The sequence below is a fragment of the Acetobacter sp. JWB genome (assembly GCF_003323795.1).
GTDB classification, from domain to species: domain Bacteria; phylum Pseudomonadota; class Alphaproteobacteria; order Acetobacterales; family Acetobacteraceae; genus Acetobacter; species Acetobacter oryzifermentans.
In genome coordinates, this window is record NZ_CP030871.1 from 2,111,893 (window position 1) to 2,130,979 (window position 19,087).

Below are 19,087 nucleotides of genomic sequence, written 5' to 3' on the forward strand. Positions count from 1 at the left end.
GACTGCGCCTTATTAGAGGGCCACAGCAACATAATTTATATCGCTCTGGCTGGCAGCAAATCCACCAGCCAGAGTGAATCCGAAAAAAACGGATCAGGGCAGGATTTCGGTTTCCGCGAAGAAGAAGCGGATTTCGTTCGCTGCGTTTTCTGCACTGTCAGAACCATGCACGGAGTTTGCTTCAATGCTTTCAGCAAACTGAGCGCGAATGGTGTTGGGGTCTGCCTTTTTGGGGTCTGTCGCACCCATTACTTCGCGGTTCTTGGCAACTGCGTTGTCACCTTCCAGAACCTGCACCACAACCGGGCCGGAGATCATGAAGGACACCAGATCATTATAGAACGGGCGTTCTTTATGCACTTCATAGAATGCACCAGCCTGAGCTGGGGACAGCTGAATGCGCTTCTGGGCGACAATGCTCAGACCTGCATCTTCAAACACGGCATTGATCTTGCCCGTCAGGTTGCGACGGGTTGCGTCCGGCTTGATAATGGATAGCGTACGTTCTTTAGCCATTGGGTTTCTCCTTTTTTCTGGCATACCAGCACCATAAGGGTGGCAGCCGTAGCGCTCCATCTAGAGCATATCGGCGCGGGCTGGTAGATACCATGCCGGATGTAATGCACGATTCATAAAGAAACGAGAGTTGCGTTGAGCCTTCTTGTCATATCCGATCTTACCCTGCGTATGGCAGGCCGCACCCTTCTGGACCAAGCAAACCTGTCTATAGAGCCCGGCCGTAAGGTGGGCCTTATCGGACGCAACGGCGCCGGAAAATCTACCCTGTTGGCCGCCATTGCGGGTGATATTTCCCCAGATGGTGGGGAAATTCGCCTGTCTGCCCGCGCCCGTATGGCACGCGTAAAGCAGGAAGCTCCAGCGGATGGCGCATCGCTTCTTGATACCGTGCTGGCTGGTGATACCGAACGCAGCGCCCTTCTGGCAGAAGCCGAAACGGCGACTGACCCTGTGCGCATTACAGAAATACATGAACGCCTGCGCGCCATACGTGCAGATAGCGCCCCGGCACGCGCGGCTTCTGTTCTGGCGGGGTTAGGGTTTAATGCCGCTGCACAGGCCCGCCCTGTTTCAGACTTTTCTGGCGGCTGGCGTATGCGCGTTTCCTTGGCAACTGCGCTGTTTCTGGAACCAGATTTGCTGCTGCTGGATGAACCCACCAACCATTTGGATCTGGAAGCCACCCTGTGGCTGGAAGATTGGCTCCGCCGATTCGCAGGGGCTGCGCTGATTGTCAGCCATGATAGAGGGCTACTGGATTCCTGCGTGGATGCCATTGCGCATCTAGACCATGGCAAGCTCAGCCTAACGCCGGGTGGATACGAAAATTTTGTACGCATTCGCACAGAGCAAGCCTTACAGCAGGCCCGGCAAGTTGAAAAAATTGCGGCCCAGCGCGCGCATATGCAGTCCTTTGTTGATAGATTCCGGGCCAAGGCTACCAAAGCCAAGCAGGCACAAGCGCGCCTAAAGGCGTTGGAAAAACTGCCCGTTATCGAATCCGTGGTGGAAGAAACGCCCGCTCACTTCTCATTCCCAGAACCCGAGCAACTTCCTCCGCCTATTTTGAGCATGAACCGTGCCAGCGTGGGGTATGAGGGCAAGCCTGTGCTCAGCAATCTTTCCCTCCGGTTAGATATGGATGATCGCATTGCCCTGCTTGGTGCCAACGGGAACGGCAAATCCACCTTTGCCAAACTTCTTGCAGGCAGGTTGGAACCACTCTCTGGCACAGTAGAGCGTAACCCCCGCCTTAAAATTGGGTATTTTGCTCAGCATCAGGCGGAAGAACTACGCCTGAACGAAACACCCATAGACCACATGGCACGCGCTCTGCCAAAAGCCACACCCCCGGTTGTGCGCGCCCAGCTTGCACGCTTTGGGCTAGATGCAGAACGGGCAGAAACAGCAGTTAAAGACCTTTCGGGCGGAGAAAAAGCACGCCTGCTGTTGGCCTTGGCAACGCGTGATGCCCCGCAACTCCTGCTGTTGGATGAACCAACCAACCATTTGGACCTAGATGCCCGCGATGCGCTTATTCGTGCGCTGGCAGACTATGAAGGTGCTGTAGTTCTGATCAGCCATGATCCACATCTGGTTGAACTGGTGGCTGACCGGCTGTGGTTGGTAGGTGATGGCAAGATTACCCCATTTGAAGGCGATATGGCGGAATATCGCGCGTGGCTGATCGAACACAACCGCGCTGCAAACCGTCCAAAACAGGATAATGCCGCCCAGCCCAGCCGCAAGGATGACCGGCGTGAACGTGCAGAAGCCCGCAAAGCCTTGGCCCCTTTGCGCAAAATTATAAAAGACGCAGAAGCCCGCCTTGCCAAACTGGCGCAGGAACAGAAGAAAATTGAAGCCAACTTGGCTGATCCTGCACTGTATAGCGAAGGAAAAACACAGGATCTCACGCGCCTGAACACACGCCTTGCCGCCCTAAAAAAAGAGCAGGAAGAAGTGGAAGAACGTTGGCTAACTGCCGAAGCTGAAATGGAAGCAGCCGCCAACGAGGCCTGATGCCTTTGCTGGCGTGAGGCATTTTTGCCAATGCGCCAGCTTTTTGTGTCTGACTTTTCAGAATTTCCTTCTCAGATCGTAAGACACATGGATAAGAATACATCTTAAACGCAGCAACACTGCTTCCACGCCTTCCCCTTCCCAATATTCCAGCTTCAAGCAGCCTTCCGAAAGACACTTGCGCATGCCTTCAGACACCCCTTCTTCTCCTGCCACCCCTCTTGCTGGCGGGCCGTATGAAGGCAAGCCACACTCTGCTGAGTGGCTGCAATCCATCTCCAGAATCCTGCGTATGACCTTCAGCGGTGCTGTTATTGCCCTGGTGGTCTGGTTGATGGGCGATGTGTTGATGGTTGTGTTTGCATCCGTGCTTTGTGCTGTGGTGCTGCATGGACTGTCTAAAATTCTGGTGCGCCATCTGCGGCTGCCATATGGGTGGGCTCTCAGTGCCGTTATCTGCGGGTTGATTGGCAGTGCTGTCTTTTTGGTCTGGAACAGCGGCCCAGCCATGATTAGCGAAGCTTTGCGCCTGCAAGATGCCTTGCGCCAGCAGGAAACCGCACTGCGTAGCACTTTGCAAAGCACGCCCACCGGCCAGATGATCCTGAACTACCTGCCTGCTTCCTTGGGGGGACATCAGGCTGGCGGTGGAGATACCAGCAGCCTTGCCTCTCTTGGCTCTCGCATTGCCGGATCCATGACAGGCATTTTAGGATCTGCTTTTGGGGCTATCGGCACATTGTTGGTTGTGCTGATAGCCGGGCTGTATTTTGCCATGTCCCCTGCAGTTTACGCCAACGGCTTTCTACGGTTGGTGCCTGTTTCCAAACGCCCCAAAGTGCGTGATCTTCTGCTTAGGGCTGGACAGACACTTTGGGCATGGGTGGCCGGGCAATCTTTGGACATGCTGGTCGTTGGCACGCTTTCTGGCCTTGGCCTGTGGTTTATTGGCGTGCCTTTGGCGTTGGCGCTGGGTGTGCTTGCTGGGTTGTGTAACTTTATCCCCTATATTGGCGCCATTATGGGAGCCGTTCCTGCGTTGCTGCTGGCACTTTCTCTGGGCACGCGGGAAACCATTATGGTGGCTGTACTTTATAGCGTGATCCAGTTTCTAGAAGGTAATGTGCTGGCCCCGGTTATTCAGCGCCACGCCGTACAAATGCCCCCTGCTCTTACAGTTTTGTCACAGACACTTTTTGGCGCCATCTTGGGTTTTCCGGGCCTGATTTTTGCCTCTCCGCTTACGGCTGTGTTGATGGCAACATTGGATGGCCTTACCCCCAAGCTGGATGAAAAAGACCAGATTTAAACGCGGGCCGTGACATGAATGTATATTTATCGTAAGGTTTTGGTAATACGCTCTGGATAATGTAAGGTCTGGATCATGCGCGTTCTTCTTGTTGAAGACGATCAAACAGTTCGCAATTTTATAGCCAAGGGTCTTGCGGAAGCTGGACACTTGGTTGAACAGGCTGAAGATGGCAAAAGCGGGTTATCTCTTGCCGCCAGCGAAAAGTTTGATGTGATCATTCTAGATCGCATGCTGCCGGGGGGTGTTGAGGGCCTTCATATCCTACAAACATTGCGCAACCAAAATAATTTAACCCCTGTACTTCTTCTTTCCGCCTTAGCTGATGTGGATGAAAAAGTGGCCGGACTGAAAGCCGGAGGGGATGATTACGTTACAAAACCCTTCTCATTTTCCGAGCTTCAGGCACGTCTGGAAGCACTGGTGCGCCGTAACAGAAACGAGGCCCAACCGCAGACACGCCTTACTATTGGAGATTTAGAAATAGATCTGCTCTCGCGCAATGTGCGGCGTGCAGGCCAGAAGATTGAATTGCAACCGCGTGAATTCCGCCTATTGGAATTTTTGATGCGCCATGCCGGTCAGGTTGTTACGCGTACCATGCTGCTAGAAGGCGTGTGGGATTACCATTTTGACCCCCAGACAAACGTCATTGACGTGCATATTTCCCGCCTTCGCCAAAAAATAGACAGACCGTTTCATCACCCGCTGGTTCATACTATCCGTAATGCAGGATACATGCTGCAAGAATGAACATTTTTGCGGCCAGAGGATCAGATAAAAAACCTTTTTGCATGGGTTAAATTGGCAAGCCTATCTTTACCGTTTTGAGTGAGTAATCTGCGAAATGTTCCAACGCATTATTCATCTCATTCACAAAACTACGGCCGCCATCACTCATGGCAATCTCTCCCAGCGCATCCCACTCACCGGAAACGGAAATGAAGGGGATGAGGTTACCGCCGCCATAAATACCATGCTGGATAGTATCAGCCAGCAGATGGATAATGTGCGACAAACTTCCAACGCCATTGCGCATGATCTGCGTGCCCCTATTGCCCGCGCACGTTCCCAACTGGAAGATGGAGCCTTACACGCACACACTGAGGCTGAACTCCGCACAACCATTGAGCATGCTGTTGAGCAGCTTGACCATGTGACCAGTATTTGTGACGCACTGTTACGTATTGCGCAGATAGAAGCTGGCAGCCGCCATTCGGCCTTTAGCCAGTTTGATCTGGTGCCCGCCCTACGGGATATTCTGGAACTTTACGCCGCTGTTGCAGAAGATCGTGGAATAACGATCAAGACCATTTTCCCCGAAAAACTTCCGTTTTATGGTGATCGCGCCATGTTCCAGCAGGCCATTGCCAATGTGTTGGACAACGCCATTAAATTTTCTCCGCCCAAAGGCGTCATTGCCTGCTCCGCCCAGCTTATTCTACCCTCACCTCATTCAGAAAATGATGGCATCGTAGAAATCGCCATAACTGACCACGGTGTAGGCATGACGCCACAAGACATAGCACATGCCACACAACGTTTCTTTCGGGCCGAGCAGACACACCATATTTCAGGCTCTGGTCTTGGGCTTTCTCTTGTGCAGGCGATTGTGCAACGTCATGGTGGCCAACTTCATCTAGCCCACAACAATCCGGGGTTAATCGTGCGTATTGAGGTACCCTTGCCTCGCACTAAAATCAGTAAGACTATGGAAATTAATCGCTAATCTAACGTTTTCGATACAATCATCCCTTTGCCGCAGATACATTGCCTTTCTGCCTTGAACTTGCCCTACTGATAGATTGTTATCGCAGCAGTAAGTATTCACCTGTGGTGGACAGCCTCAGAAAAAGCGCTGCTCTTTGCCAACAGGGAAACATCTAACCTCATTCATTTTTGCCCAACAACTCTGACATCAAAAGGAAACACCCGCTGATGCGTTTTTATTCTCGCTCCATGTTGTTCCTGCTTTCCGCAAGTTCCTGCGCATTCATGGCAATGCTCCCCCCAGCTCATGCGGAAGATACAAATACTTTTACCAAGCTTGAGCTTTCTGCTTCTGGTACAACAGATTCCGCCCCAGACCAGCTTACCGCCACATTCCGGGCAGAAGCACGTAACAAAAATGCAGCAACAGCCCAGCAGGCTGTAAATGCGCTGGTGCAAAAAATTACCGAACAAACCAGCAAAAATGATGCCGTGCAGTTAGCGATAACAGGGTACGATGTTTCTGAAACGCGCCCAGACAAAGAGCCCGCTTTTTGGACAGCGACCCAGAGATTAAGCCTGAAAGCCCAAAATGGTAACGCGCTCCTGCCCTTAGCCGGACAGTTTCAGGCAAATGGCCTTATTCTGGAAAGCCTGGATTGGTCTATTTCTGATGATAAGCGTGAAGATCTGCTGCTGGATGCTGAAAAAAACGCCATTGCCGAGCTAAAAAAGCAGGCAGACACGGTGGCTGCGTCTCTGGGCTTGCATGTCGTGCGCTTTTCAAACGTAACTATATCTGAAAACCCCATCATCCGCCCCATGCCTATGATGATGTCTATGGCGCGCAGTGCAGATGCCTCGGCAGCAGCACCATCCAGCACCGCACAAACCCAGCATGTTCACGCAAACGCGCGTGCAACTATCCTGCTTGGCCCGTAAAACAAAAAAACCCCTGCTTCCTTAATAAGAAAGCAGGGGTTTTACTGGTAATCAGACTAAAAACACGGTTTAGCGCGGGGCCAGAACCATGATCATCTGGCGATTTTCAAGGCGCGGCATCTGCTCCACCTTGGCAACCTCATCCATTTCGCCACGAATGCGTTCCAGAACCTTAATACCCAGTTCCTGATGCGCCATTTCACGACCACGGAAACGCAGCGTAACCTTTACCTTGTCACCTTCACCAATAAAGGTTTTCACAGCACGCATTTTAACCTGGTAGTCATTTTCGTCGATATTCGGACGAACCTTGACTTCCTTGATTTCAATGACCTTCTGCTTCTTTTTGGCTTCGTTGCGCTTTTTCTGCTGTTCGTATTTGAACTTGCCGTAATCAAGAATCTTCGCAACAGGCGGCTCGGCATTTGGGCTTATTTCTAGAAGATCCAACCCAACGCTATACGCTTTTGCCAAAGCATCACGCACAGTCATAATACCGGCCATTTCGCCATTTTCATCAATAAGGCGAACCTGCGGCACACGGATTTCTTCATTCACTCGCGGCCCTTCTCGGCTGGGCGGCGCGGGATACGGTGATCTGGCTATGGTCGGCTCCTGTAGTACATTTCAATAATTTGCAGAGGCACCTTTTGGGCGCTTCTACCTGTTGTTAGTATGTGCGCAATTATCTGCGCTTTATCAAGCAGGGCAAGCACAAAAACATCTTCATTGCTGCCCTGCTGTGACAAGAAAACTCTGCTTCACCCTTTTTTGCGTAAATCTGGCGGCGTTGCCTCATTTTTCAAGCGTGCAACCGCATCATTCAAGCTCAGAGTCTCCTGCGCCTGCGTGCCAAGGCGGCGCATGGCAACGGTGCGCTCTTCTGCTTCACGCCGACCAACTACCAGAATCACCGGAACACGCGCCACGCTGTGTTCGCGCACTTTGGCGTTGATCTTGTCATTCCGCACATCGGCTTCCACAGCCAGCCCGGCTTCACGCAAAGCGGCAGCCACTTCCTCTGCATAAGGTGCGGCGTCACTTACAATAGAGGCCACCACCACCTGCACTGGCGCCAACCAGAGCGGGAAACGCCCTGCGTGCTGTTCGATCAGAATACCAAGGAACCGTTCAAAAGATCCCAGAATGGCACGATGCAGCATAACGGGACGATGCCGCCCGGAGTCTTCGCCAATATAACTGGCATCGAGTCGTTCAGGCAGAACCAGATCAACCTGCAAGGTGCCGCACTGCCAATCACGCCCAATGGCATCACGCAGCACAAATTCCAGTTTGGGGCCATAGAATGCGCCCTCACCGGGGTTGTGTTCGTATTCCACACCCGCCACGGTGCAGGCTTCTTTCAGTGCGTTTTCAGCCTTGTCCCACACCTCATCGCTGCCAGCACGCTGTTCTGGGCGATCTGCAAACTTTACGCGTACATGCTCAAAGCCCAGATCCTGATACACATCGTGCAGCATTTTCACGAAACGCACTGTTTCATCTGCAATCTGATCTTCGGTGCAGAAAATATGCGCATCATCCTGCGTAAAGCCGCGCACACGCATCAGGCCATGCAATGCGCCAGAAGGCTCATACCGGTGGCATGCGCCAAATTCCGCCATACGCAGCGGCAGTTCACGATAAGAGCGCAGGCCATGACGGAAAATCTGTACGTGGCAAGGACAGTTCATAGGCTTGAGGGCGAGGGTTTTGTTTTCGTCCTCAACCGTCGCAATGAACATGTGATGGCGGTATTTGTCCCAGTGGCCAGAAGCCTCCCACAGTGCCCGGTCAACAAGCTGTGGTGTGCGCACTTCCTGATAACCATGGCGTGTCTGGGCACGGCGCATGTAATCCTGCAACGCCGTATAAAGCCGCCAGCCTTTGGCGTGCCAGAACACCTGTCCCACGGCTTCTTCCTGAAAATGGAACAGGCCCATTTCCTTACCGATCCGGCGATGATCGCGCTTTTCTGCTTCTTCCAGTTGGTGCAGGTGCGCGTCCAGCTCCTTCTGATCACGCCATGCCGTGCCGTACACACGGGTTAGCATGGGGTTACGATGGTCCCCACGCCAATAGGCGCCAGCCACCTTCATCAACTTGAAAGCGTTACCAACATCCTTGGTGGTGCGCAGATGCGGGCCACGGCACAAATCCAGCCATTCACCCTGCCGATAGATAGAAATTTCTTCATCTTCCGGCAGATCGCGAATCAGTTCGGCTTTGAACTTTTCACCGCGATCTTCAAAAAACTGAATTGCATCATCGCGCTTCCAGACTTCGCGCACAAACGGTTCAGCCTTGGCGACAATTTCCCGCATTTTAGCTTCAATGGCCGCGAAATCTTCCGGGGAGAACGGTTCAGAACGATAGAAATCGTAATAGAAGCCGTTTTCAATGGACGGACCGATTGTAACCTGAGTGCCCGGGTACAGCGCCTGCACGGCTTCGGCCAGCACATGCGCGGCATCGTGCCGGATAAGCTCCAGAGATTCCGGATCTTTGCGGGTAATAAAGCGAAGGACAGCATCTTTCTGGATGGTCTGGCGGATATCGCACAGCTTTCCATCCACTTCCATGGCCAGTGCGGCTTTAGCAAGACCGGGGCCGATAGCTTCCGCCACCGTCGTGCCTGTTACCGGCCCGTCAAAACTACGAACAGAACCGTCAGGCAAGGTAATGGCGGGCATGGTCAAAGGCTCCAGAAAAGAAAATCAGAAACTGATAGAAGATGCTTAATGACGCCACCAGAGCGCGGCTGCAACCCTTTGCACACAAAGCAATGCAAGATCACGCACACGAAGTACGCGCACCTGCCCTGCCTGCCACCCTAACGGAGCCGTAAGTGCGGGGTTACTATCAGCAGAAAACAGCACAACGCAGCGGCAGCCCATAACGGCAGCCAAATGCATTGGGCCTGTATCATTCCCCACAGCGCATTGCGCCCGCGCAGCCAGCCCTGCAAGTTCTGGCAGAGTGGTCTGACCCATTAAATTTAGGGCTTGTGGGCAATAAGATAGAATATCCTTTGCCAAGGGCTGTTCAGTTTCATGCCCCACCAATACTGGGCACAAACCACGCCGGGCAATTTCTGCCGCCAGCTCACCATACCGTCTGGCAGGCCAGCGTTTGGCAGGCCGATGCACGGCTGCCCCCGGCACAATCAGCACATAGGGGATATCAAGCTTTGGCCCTTTATCACGCAGCCATGAAACATCTGGTTGTGACACATTTTCTATGCCAGCCATACGCAACTGATCACGCTGGCGGGCGCGCGTGTGCATCTCATCCCGCCATGGGTTTAAATGGGCAAGCCTGCCTTCTCCTACATGCCCGCACCATGAAGCGGGCCGTCCTGCCAACGCAAAATAACGCGCTGTCCGGGCGGATGTCTGTAGATCATAAACCCTGTCATACCCGCGCAACATCTTACGCAGTGCGCATATTTGCGGCACATTTGCCCAATGTGGGCGTGTATCCGTAAGGACTTCATTAAACCAAGGTGAAAGCCGGGCCAGTTCAACAAACGGCGCTGTTGTAAGCAAAGTGATATGTGCAGCAGGATATGCCTGCCGGATAGCCTGAAATGGGCCAAAACTTTGCACGAAATCTCCCAACGCACCCAAACGGATAACAAGAATACGTTGCGGTGGAGCCCCTTGGGGTTTTTCAGAATGTATTAAATGGCTCATGGTGTATCCGGATCTGCGGCCATAACAGCAAGATCCTGCCGAGCCAGATCTGCTTCATGACTATCTGGTGCCAGATCAAGCACGCGCTGCCAGTCTGCCTGTGCGCCGGTGGCATCCCCTTTACGTTCACGCACAATGCCGCGCTCCAGCAAAGCTGCCGGGTTTTCCGGCTCTATTTCCAAAGCATGTGCTACGTACATGGCCGCAGCATCAAGCTGCCCTACGCGACGTTCCGCCGATGCTAGCAAAACATACCCCTCGGCTCCAATATCTGGCTTTTTAGCCACCAGCGCAGAGAGTTCTTTCACCACCACATCAGCCTGATCCTGCGCCAGCAAAGCGCGAGCACGCAACAGGTGCAGGCGGGTGTCATCCTCAAACGCCAGCCCGTAATCTACGCTGCGCAAAGCTTTTTCTGGTTGCCCGGCAGAAAGCCATGCATCGGCTGCATCTTCCTCCAGCCCGGCCCGAAAGCTGGAAGGCGCGCGCTCTGCGTGCTCTATAGGCTGGTGGGCAAGTTCATCCAGTTCCGCTGCTGCACTTTCTTCATCCCCGGCTTCCAGCAATGCCAAAGCATGACAATGCTTGGCTTCCTGCCCTCCGTTACCGTGGCGCTCCCAGTCCAGTGCGTAATCTCTTGCGCCAAATGGATCATCCCCCACCATGGCCATACAAGCTTCTACAGACCATTTCTGCCCGCTTACTGGCCCGGATGTATCCGCAGCATGGCCGCGTGCTGTAGCCGCCGTGACTGGGGCGGAAACAAGCAACGCTGTACCTGCAACCACGCAGGGAAGATGCCGCCGTGTAGGCACAAAAGAAAACTTCATCCTGCCTCCATAACAAACAGGTTCATTCACGCACAGGCCGGGAACCTGAAAAGGAAGAACAGTTCTGCCCTACTGATCTTATGGCACAAAATGTGCAAATTATGATAACACCCTGTTCATGAGCAGTTTTCTGGCCTCTGCCTCCATCCTGCAAATCCTGCCCGCTCTGGAGCAGGGCGGAGTGGAAAGAGGCACCATAGAAATGGCGCAGGCCATTACGCAAGCTGGGGGCAAGGCGCTTGTCATCAGCGCTGGTGGGCGTATGGAACCTCTGCTGCGGCATAGTGGCGCAGAGCACATTACCCTTCCCGATTGTGGCAGCCGAAACCCTTTGAAGATTGCCAAAAACAGTCATTTCCTCAGCAACATTATTCGCCAGCACAATGTGCAACTTGTTCATGCCCGATCCCGCGCGCCTGCATGGGTGGCCAAAATGGCCTGCAAGCGCACACAAACACCCTTTGTAACAACATGGCATGGCGTGCACGCCAACACCTTTCCCGGCAAGCGGCACTACAACGCTGTTTTAGCATCTGGGGACCGCGTTATTGCCATTAGCAACCACATCGCCCAGCGCCTTGCGGAAGAATATCATGTCGGGCCAGATCGGCTACGTACTATCCCGCGCGGGGCAGATACCGATCAGTTTTCGCCACAAATGGTATCCGGCCAGCGTGTGCACCGTCTGGTAGAAGCATGGGCGCTTCCGGCTGATGCCCCGGTTATTCTTATGCCCGGCAGACTAACAGCATGGAAAGGCCAAAGCCTTGTGCTGGATGCGTTGGCCCAGCTTCTAGACCTTTTGCCAGATATAAACTGGCATTGCGTGTTTGCTGGCGGGTGCTCGCCCGAAGATAAATATGCGCAGGAACTCAGCACAAAAGCGGCGCAATTAGGCCTGACTGACCGCGTGCGCTTTGCAGGCCATTGCGATGATATGCCCGCCGCCATGATGCTTGCCAACATGGTGGTTGTGCCCTCCCTCCGCCCAGAACCTTTTGGCCGTGTGGTGGTGGAGGCGCAGGCCATGTGTTGCCCGGTTATTGTGGCGCATCATGGTGCAGCAGTAGAAACCGTTGCCCATGGCCAGACGGGCTTTAGCTTTACCCCAGAAAACGCCAACGAACTGGCACAGAGCATTTATGACGTACTGGTTGCGCCACCAGAAATCCTGGAAGCTATCGGATATGCCGCACGCCAGATGGTACTGAGCCATTACAGCACCTTTGCCATGCAACATGCCACACTGGCTGTATATGATGAACTGCTTGATACCACTCTGGCAGAACACTTTGCTGGCATTAAAAATGATCCTGCCCTCTTTCAGGAACCAACATTTGCAGGATAAGGAAGAAAGACTTTAATTTTCCTGACCTGGAAGGAAGCAGGACACAGACATGACTGCTACTTCTCTTACAACTCCGCCCTCCATTTTTATGCGACCTCCGCAACATCTGGCTTTTATGGCGGCCCCTACAGAAACCGCCCGTGATGAGCTTGATCGGCTGGTGACCCGTTATGGCAACTGCCACCCCGGTGAGGCAGACGTAGTGATCTGTTTGGGCGGTGATGGTTTTATGCTGGAAACCCTACGCGTTATTCTGGAAGCCGGGCTGACAACCCCAGTTTATGGCATGAACTGTGGCTCCGTGGGTTTTTTGATGAACCCTACGGATGAAGAAGACCTTCCTTACAGATTGGCGCATGCACAGGCTGCAATCATTCACCCTTTACGCATGAAAGCCGTAACGGCACATGGCGAAGCACATGAAGCATTGGCGCTGAATGACGTGTATCTGTTCCGCCAGACACGACAGGCAGCCAAATTACGCATTGATGTGGATAGGCTGGTGCGCATTCCCGAGTTGATTTGTGATGGCGCTTTATTGGCCACCCCAGCCGGTTCCACCGCTTATAACCTTTCTGCCCACGGGCCTATTGTGCCACTTTCTGGCAACCTGCTTCCGCTTACCCCTATCTGCCCCTTTCGCCCACGCCGCTGGCGCGGAGCACTTCTGCCCTCATCGGCCCATGTCGGTTTTAGTGTTCTGGAACACGACAAACGCCCGGTTGCAGCCGTTGCCGATTCGATAGAAATTCGGGATGTTGTTTCTGTGCAGGCGTGGGAAGACCGCGAATTGGCCGTAACCTTGTTGTTTGACCCTGGGCAAACCCTTTCTGAACGTATTGCGGCGGAACAGTTTTCTGCATGATGCCGCAGTGTGGCCGCTTTCAGGCGCCAAAAGCAGCTTCCCTCTGGTCTTCTTCCTCTTTTTCTGGATTAGTCTTCCATTTAATGCAGAACATGTTTCCTTTCTCTCGCCGCCTTGCCCTTTTGTGTGCCGCAAGCTTGCTTGCCACCAGCGCGGTCTCACATGCTCAGATTGTTACCAACAGTCAGGCTCTGGACAGTTTGGGCGGGGCAGCACCCATAACCGCGCCCACAACACCTGCGGCACCTGTGCATGAAGCAGCACCTCGCCGGGCAACAACGCCTGCGCATACTGAAACGCGCCGCCGCGTAGCAGAAAAGCCGCAAGCTTCCACAGCACAGAAAAAAGAAACATCCAGCGTAAAAAACACGCAGCCAGCCGCAGCAGCGCCTAAAAGTGCACCTGCCCCCAAGCCGGTTACCAAGCCCCCGGTTGAAGCCAAAGCACCCGCACCCGTGGCTAAAGCCGCACCTGCCCCGACGCAAGACACCAAAAGCGTAACACCTGCGGCCCAGCCGCATAAACCGCCACCGCCGGCAACAATACCAAATGCCCCACCTCCGCTGCCGCAGCTTACCCCTGCCCCATCAGACGTGGAAACCCATCCCTTTCCGGTGCCTCCGCAGCCAACTGTGGATTTAAAAGCTCCAGGCACCGTGACACCTATTGAAGGCGGTGTGCGCATTACCTTTGCACCAGATGCGGCAACACTTAACCCAGAAACACATCAGGCCATTCTGGCATTTGGGCAGCGTTTGTCTGACAAACCGCATGAACGCGCCCTGATAGATGCCTACAGTTCTGGCGCTGTGGATGATCCATCATTGCCGCGGCGTATGGCATTGGCCCGCGGGCTGGCGGCGCGCAGCGTGCTCATGAATGGTGGCACACCCTCTACCCGCATTTACGTGCGCGTTATTGGCCTGCCCAAACAATCCGCCCCTAACACACCGCAGGATTATATTGATATTTACCAATCTGACGTTGTGCCCTAAAAACGAGCATCTTTTCAGTTTTCAGGCACCTTAAAGGGGTGTGACCATACCAGCAGCATATTGCTGCCTATGCGTATTTCTTTTTGTGCAGGCCCAAACTGTGTTTGAGCCTGTGCGGCCTGATCCGCACTTTCACATACAATAAAATTGCCACCCGTTTCATACCATTGTCGCTTGCTGAGGGTATGAAACGCTTTGATGCCTGATGGCGTGAACTCAATAGGCGCAAGCCGTGCCTGAAATGGCAGACTATTGCGGGCAGCGCTCCAGTATGGCGCAAAACCCTGCTTTAGGCCCATTTGTTCCAGAGCATGGTTTACGGGAAAGTTCTGATTTGCTGCTGCATACCCTAAAACGGGACGCGGCAGAATTGTTGCCGCATACAAAATACAGCAGCCACCAAACAGAAAGCCATAACCACGCGGCACCTGCACATGCCGAATAACTAGCAAAACAGACAACAGGCATGGAAAAACCAGATAACGGAATGACTGCTCATCCATTGTCAGTTCGCCAAAAATAAAGGCTGCCAACATAATAAGAATAGCGAGGGCGGCTGAAAGATCAAACAGCGTCCATTGCCGGTTTTTACGCAGCACATGAAAGCAGCACCATACCGTGCCACCTGCACACATCAGATGAAACAGCTCACGCCCAGAGCCTGAAAGCGTTATCGGCTTTCCAAAAAAATCAGCACCAAAATACTGTAAGAAGCCGGAAAACAGAACGCTTAGATTATACGAAGCCCGACTTTGTGAACCAAAAGATGAACTCCACAACCCCGGCACATGGAACGCTCCATTATGGGCAAGCACTGTTTTAATAACGTGCTCCAGCAGCAAGGCCCCCACCATGCTGCTGGCAATTCCGCAATATCTTGGACCGCGCTGTTCAAGACTGCATCCGATAGCCGCCAGAATAATCGGCAAAGCCAGAGTATACTTAACCAGATCATCACTGCTCAGTAGTAGGGCGACAAACAGGACAGTGCCGCTCCAGCGCGTACAGATTGCGAATAAGCTTTTAGATTGTAACCATTGCGGTTTGCGTAACCACACCAGCCAAAACAGTAACATGCCAACATATGCGCCAACATGATAACAAGGCGACAACACCAGATGGATGGCAAAAGCACTGGGTGCCCCTAACAAAACCAGAAGCGGCCGGCCCGCAATACCCGTTGCCGAACGTACGATACGAAACGCCAGCAACATAGCAACGGCCCACAACATGGCTGGCACAATGTAATAAAAAGACACATGCCAACCAAATAGGCCGAACACCACAACATAAGGCAGTATTTCAGTAAAATAGAAGGACTGGGTAGAAAGATCCCACCCTTTCAGCAAAACATTACCGTGCAGAATATCTTGCGCGGCCAGCAAGGTCGAAACACTGTCTGAATTAAAAGGCTGCGTCATACCCAAAGCGGTATAAAGCAACGTTAAAACCACAAACGCCACCAAATAGCCTACTACGTTTTGGTATGTTTTGCGTTCAACCACAGTGGTTTTCCCTCGCAATGTCTCATGAAAAAACCGGCCTTTCAGCCGGTTTGTTTTTAGCTCTCTAAAAGAGACTGTTCTATTTTTTCTCGGGCTTCTGTTGCGAGTTGGTCCACCCGTTCATTTTCTGGCACGCCGGAATGCCCCTTGACCCAATGCCATGAGACCTCGTGCCGCTTGGAGACATCCAGCAGCCTGCGCCATAAATCCATATTGGCAACCGGATCACCCGATGCATTGCGCCAATTACGCCTTACCCACCCTGTATGCCACCGGGTAATGCCATTGCGCACATATTCACTATCTGTGTGTAAATTCACCACACAAGGGCGCGTAAGAGCTTCCAGCGCTTCTGCTGCGGCTGTTAGTTCCATACGGTTGTTGGTGGTTTCACGCTCACCGCCAGAGAGTTCTCGTTCCACGCCTTTGCAGCGTAGCAGAACACCCCAGCCACCTGGACCAGGGTTTGGGCGGCATCCACCATCCGTCCAGATTTCAACCTCCAGAGCAGGTTGTTCTGTTGCGCTGGTATTTTCAGAATCCGTAGGCATCAGCACTTTCCGTTTCCAGATGGAAGCGCAGGCGCTTCAGATAATCCATAGGATTTTTAGGCGTTACCAAGGCATCTGCTGGCGTGTTGATCCAATCATACAACCGGGTCAGCAAAAAGCGCATGGCCGCACCTCTGGCCAGAACAGGCATAAGTTTGCGTTCTGCTGGCTCCAATGGGCGTATTTCCTCATACCCTTGCATCATATGCCGGGCAAAGGTGATGTTAAACGCCCCATCGGCCTGAAAGCACCATGCGTTCAAACAAATGGCGATATCGTAAGCCAGAAAATCCGTGCAGGCGAAATAGAAATCAATCACGCCTGAAACTGCATGATCCAGAAAGAAAACGTTATCTGGAAACATGTCTGCATGAATCTGCCCACGCGGCAGTAGCGGGTTATTCTCCCGCCCCGGCCAAAACGGCAGAATATGCTCCAGTGCATTTTGCAGTTCATCCCGCAAACCTGCACACACGTTATCTGCACCTGCGCCGCAGCTTTCTAGCAGCGCAAACCATGCATCTGGCCCCAAACCATTCTGACGTTCCGGCTTATAGGAACGCCCCGCCACATGCAGTTGTGCCAAAGCACGCCCCAATGGGCGACAATGCTCCAGCCTGACAACACGCGGCCAAACGCCGGGCAAGAATGTGGTAATGGCAGCGGGCCTGCCTGCCAGTGTTTTGAGCACGTGCCCCTGCGAATCTGCCACAGGCTGGGGGCATGTTACCCCCTCACGCGCCAGATGCTGCATAAGCCCTAAGAACCAAGGCAGATCCTGCGCATTCACCCGTTTTTCGTATAGAGTAAGAATGTAATCTCCATCTGTTGTACGCAGTTGGAAATTACTGTTCTCTACCCCTTCGGCAATACCGCGAAACGCAACCAGAGACCCTATGGCGTAATCCTGTAAAAACGCTTCCAGGGCCTCGTTCCCAACGTCCGTATAAACGGCCATGCAGCACCTTTAGCCTAACGGTGCGGGAAGGCGGAACGTTACGTTTTCTTCCTTCACAATCCGCTCTTCAATGCACAGCGTATAACGCTTGGCCATTTCTGCCAGCATTTCCTGCACCAGTGCTTCCGGCGCAGAAGCACCAGCCGTAATACCCAGCGTGTTTACGCCTTCCAGCACGGACCAATCCAGAGAATCCAGACGGGGCACCAAAAGCGCACGCGGTGTGCCAGAGCGTTCCGCCACTTCACGCAGACGCTGGGAATTGGAAGAATTGGGAGAGCCGATAACAATCACCAGATCGCATTCCGGCGCGATGGTTTTAACGGCTTCCTGACGGTTGGTGGTAGCGTAGCAGATATCTTCGCGCTTTGGCCCTTCAATCAGCGGGAACCGCGCACGCAGAATATCCACAATTTCTGCCGTATCATCCACGGAAAGCGTTGTCTGAGTGATAAAGGCCAGACGTGTTGGATCTTCCGGCTCTACCGTGCGGGCTTCTTCTGCATCGTTAATCAGCGTCATGGCGCCGGGTGGCAGTTGGCCCATTGTGCCCACCACTTCTGGGTGGCCTGCATGGCCAATCATCAGGATATGGCGGCTTTCTGGCCCACCACCGGCAAAATGACGCTCAGCTTCACGATGCACCTTGGAAACCAGCGGACATGTGGCATCTAGATACAAAAGGTTACGGCGTTCGGCCTCAACAGGCACGGTTTTTGGCACGCCATGAGCAGAGAAAACAACGTGGCCATCTACGGGAACTTCATCCAGTTCCTCAACAAAAATGGCGCCTTGTGCTTCCAGCTCTTCCACCACTGTCCGGTTATGGACAATTTCATGGCGGACATAAACAGGCGCACCGTAGCGACGGATGGCTTCTTCCACCACACGGATGGCGCGGTCCACCCCTGCGCAGAAACCACGTGGGCCTGCCAGCAGAACCTTAAGAGATCTGCCGTGCTGAGCATCTGCGCTCTGGGGCGGGGTAAGGGTATCAGTTTGATCGGGCATGGTGTTCCCCAAAGTTGCAGCGGACTGTATAGAAGAAAACTGGCTATGAAGAAGCATATTGAAAACAGGCTATGCCCGAAACCCATAAAGGTGACGGAAGTTGTGGCCTACGCAAAGGACGCATGGGATGCAACCCGTTTTACGGCATCAAAGCCTTGAAAAACATACCTATCCGGGTGTGATGGCTGCTATCTGCTGTGTTCAACCCGTTTTAACCGATAATGCCGGATCCATACATGTTCCTTAATCACAACCAACGGCGCAGCCTGTTCCCCCGTATTGCCGCTCCGGGTCTGGCAGCTCTTGGGCTGCTGGCCACACTTGGTGGCTGCGGTGATGGTGAAAGCAAATCCATGGATTTTGCGCCCACCTGCCCCATTACGCATATTCCATCCGAAGCCGCAGATTACTACCTCTATCAAGGCAAGGGGACGGGCTTTAAAAATATGATCGCCCGCGCCAGCATCCTGCAATTACAGGGAGATTGCCTTGCCGCTGGCCCCAAGGATCTAAAAACCCGAATCGTGTTGCGCTTTGTGATCGAACGCGGCCCAGCCGCGGCAGCCAATACGCTTACCCTACCGTGGTTTATTGCCGTGCTGCATGGAGACAGAATTGTGAACAAACATGTCTTCCACCACACCGTGTCCTTCCCGGCCAATCTCTCTACCTTTGAAGACGATACAAAGGTGATCACGGTGGATCTGCCCATTCCACCCAAAAACGTGGATTCAGATTATCGGTTTGAAGTTGGTTTTCAGCTGACCAAGGATCAGCTTGAATATAATCAGGTTCACCTTAAACGCGCGGCTTATCAGGCTTACTGA

General features: G+C 53.2%; 18 protein-coding genes. 9 read left to right on the plus strand and 9 right to left on the minus strand.

Features of this window, described 5'->3' with window-relative positions; translation table 11 throughout:
* Positions 1-93: 93 nt before the first annotated feature.
* Positions 94-516, minus strand: coding sequence for a nucleoside-diphosphate kinase (ndk, locus tag DS739_RS09985; RefSeq protein ID WP_035351890.1), 423 nt, complete (start codon positions 514-516; stop codon positions 94-96).
* A 135-nt stretch (positions 517-651) separates the two neighbouring features.
* Here ndk and DS739_RS09990 point away from each other — a divergent pair, with 135 nt between their 5' ends.
* From DS739_RS09990 to DS739_RS10010, 5 genes are all read left to right on the plus strand, one after another.
* Complete coding sequence (locus DS739_RS09990) at positions 652-2,541, plus strand: ABC-F family ATP-binding cassette domain-containing protein (RefSeq protein WP_006117484.1); 1,890 nt, start codon at positions 652-654, stop codon at positions 2,539-2,541.
* Positions 2,542-2,725: 184 nt separating this feature from the next.
* Complete coding sequence (locus tag DS739_RS09995; RefSeq protein ID WP_006117485.1) at positions 2,726-3,850, plus strand: AI-2E family transporter; 1,125 nt, start codon at positions 2,726-2,728, stop codon at positions 3,848-3,850.
* A 75-nt stretch (positions 3,851-3,925) separates the two neighbouring features.
* Positions 3,926-4,603, plus strand: coding sequence for a response regulator transcription factor (locus DS739_RS10000; protein WP_006117486.1), 678 nt, complete (start codon positions 3,926-3,928; stop codon positions 4,601-4,603).
* Between the two features lie 94 nt (positions 4,604-4,697).
* Complete coding sequence (locus tag DS739_RS10005) at positions 4,698-5,579, plus strand: HAMP domain-containing sensor histidine kinase (protein ID WP_006117487.1); 882 nt, start codon at positions 4,698-4,700, stop codon at positions 5,577-5,579.
* A gap of 209 nt (positions 5,580-5,788) precedes the next feature.
* Positions 5,789-6,502 carry an SIMPL domain-containing protein gene (locus DS739_RS10010; protein ID WP_035351887.1) on the plus strand — a complete coding sequence of 238 codons (714 nt, stop codon included), beginning with the start codon at positions 5,789-5,791 and terminating at the stop codon, positions 6,500-6,502.
* A 69-nt stretch (positions 6,503-6,571) separates the two neighbouring features.
* On the opposite strand, the gene infC is transcribed toward DS739_RS10010, so the two are convergent.
* From infC to DS739_RS10030, 4 genes are all read right to left on the minus strand, one after another.
* Positions 6,572-7,108, minus strand: a complete 537-nt coding sequence (gene infC / locus DS739_RS10015; protein WP_035351884.1) for a translation initiation factor IF-3 — start codon at positions 7,106-7,108, stop codon at positions 6,572-6,574.
* Between the two features lie 155 nt (positions 7,109-7,263).
* On the minus strand, positions 7,264-9,195 hold the full coding sequence (gene thrS, locus DS739_RS10020) for a threonine--tRNA ligase (RefSeq protein ID WP_035351881.1): 1,932 nt from the start codon (positions 9,193-9,195) through the stop codon (positions 7,264-7,266).
* Between the two features lie 45 nt (positions 9,196-9,240).
* Complete coding sequence (locus tag DS739_RS10025) at positions 9,241-10,197, minus strand: glycosyltransferase family 9 protein (protein WP_006117490.1); 957 nt, start codon at positions 10,195-10,197, stop codon at positions 9,241-9,243.
* Positions 10,194-11,057 (minus strand): hypothetical protein, encoded by an 864-nt coding sequence (locus tag DS739_RS10030; protein WP_006117491.1) that lies wholly within the window; start codon positions 11,055-11,057, stop codon positions 10,194-10,196. The genes DS739_RS10025 and DS739_RS10030 overlap by 4 nt, the downstream gene beginning before the upstream one ends.
* Before the next feature lie 88 nt (positions 11,058-11,145).
* Here DS739_RS10030 and DS739_RS10035 point away from each other — a divergent pair, with 88 nt between their 5' ends.
* The 3 genes from DS739_RS10035 to DS739_RS10045 are packed head-to-tail and all read left to right on the plus strand — an operon-like array spanning position 11,146 to position 14,235.
* Positions 11,146-12,375, plus strand: a complete 1,230-nt coding sequence (locus DS739_RS10035; protein WP_035351879.1) for a glycosyltransferase family 4 protein — start codon at positions 11,146-11,148, stop codon at positions 12,373-12,375.
* A gap of 49 nt (positions 12,376-12,424) precedes the next feature.
* Entirely contained in the window at positions 12,425-13,240 is an 816-nt protein-coding gene (locus tag DS739_RS10040) for an NAD kinase (protein ID WP_006117493.1), read from the plus strand.
* On the plus strand, positions 13,237-14,235 hold the full coding sequence (locus DS739_RS10045) for a hypothetical protein (protein ID WP_035351877.1): 999 nt from the start codon (positions 13,237-13,239) through the stop codon (positions 14,233-14,235). Before DS739_RS10040 ends, DS739_RS10045 begins: the two co-directional genes overlap by 4 nt.
* A 14-nt stretch (positions 14,236-14,249) precedes the next feature.
* Here DS739_RS10045 and DS739_RS10050 read toward each other — a convergent pair whose 3' ends face one another.
* From DS739_RS10050 to ispH, 4 genes are read right to left on the minus strand one after another with little or no spacing between them, the layout of a single operon-like run.
* Positions 14,250-15,740 (minus strand): hypothetical protein, encoded by a 1,491-nt coding sequence (locus tag DS739_RS10050; RefSeq protein WP_231621191.1) that lies wholly within the window; start codon positions 15,738-15,740, stop codon positions 14,250-14,252.
* 56 nt (positions 15,741-15,796) lie between these two features.
* Positions 15,797-16,291 carry a ribonuclease HI gene (gene rnhA, locus DS739_RS10055; protein ID WP_035351875.1) on the minus strand — a complete coding sequence of 165 codons (495 nt, stop codon included), beginning with the start codon at positions 16,289-16,291 and terminating at the stop codon, positions 15,797-15,799.
* The gene (locus DS739_RS10060) at positions 16,275-17,249 is read right to left on the minus strand and encodes a homoserine kinase (protein ID WP_006117496.1); all 975 of its coding nucleotides are present in this window, start codon (positions 17,247-17,249) and stop codon (positions 16,275-16,277) included. The genes rnhA and DS739_RS10060 overlap by 17 nt, the downstream gene beginning before the upstream one ends.
* Before the next feature lie 9 nt (positions 17,250-17,258).
* Positions 17,259-18,260, minus strand: a complete 1,002-nt coding sequence (gene ispH / locus DS739_RS10065) for a 4-hydroxy-3-methylbut-2-enyl diphosphate reductase (protein WP_026019375.1) — start codon at positions 18,258-18,260, stop codon at positions 17,259-17,261.
* A gap of 221 nt (positions 18,261-18,481) precedes the next feature.
* Here ispH and DS739_RS10070 point away from each other — a divergent pair, with 221 nt between their 5' ends.
* Positions 18,482-19,087: a hypothetical protein gene (locus tag DS739_RS10070; protein ID WP_006117497.1), complete on the plus strand. Its 606-nt coding sequence runs from the start codon at positions 18,482-18,484 to the stop codon at positions 19,085-19,087.